General features: G+C 60.6%; 1 protein-coding gene. It reads left to right on the top strand.

The window, feature by feature from the left end; genetic code table 11:
* The coding region (locus tag B0W88_RS35070) for a hypothetical protein (RefSeq protein WP_233151931.1) at positions 1-195 on the top strand (195 nt) is incomplete at its 5' end.
* Positions 196-432 lie beyond the last annotated feature (237 nt).

Genomic DNA, 432 nt, shown 5'->3' with positions numbered 1-432 from the left:
CGATTGCGTTCAGCCGCGCCGTTAGGCGTCGGCTGCAACTGCGGGTTAGGCAGCACTGCCTCTCCGCCCGCCCAACGCTCGGCGCGTAGCGGCAAGGACTGCCCACGCAAGAAGTGCAATGACAACGGCAAGAATCCAGGAGACATAGAAAGCTGCCTGTTCTTCAGCAATGGTTGTGTCGTCTGCCAGCAGTGACCTCACTCGCGCAACATACCCAGCAATGGCGGACGTCACTGCCGCCGGCAGATGATGCGAAAAGTCCCAGTACCAAGATGCGCCAACAGCATATAGCGCAATCGCGCCGCACAGTATCACGGCGATGGCGAGCCGGAGGGTGAACTTGATTTGCGACCACACTCGCGCTTGCTGAAGCATTGGCTGCCGCCTAACGATTGCGTTCAGCCGCGCCGTTAGGCGTCGGCTGGAACTGCG

The sequence above is a fragment of the Pelomonas sp. KK5 genome, assembly GCF_001984095.1.
Taxonomy (GTDB): domain Bacteria; phylum Pseudomonadota; class Gammaproteobacteria; order Burkholderiales; family Burkholderiaceae_C; genus KK5.
Note: the sequence above shows the minus strand (reverse complement) of the source record. Positions and strands in the feature narration are given on the sequence as shown.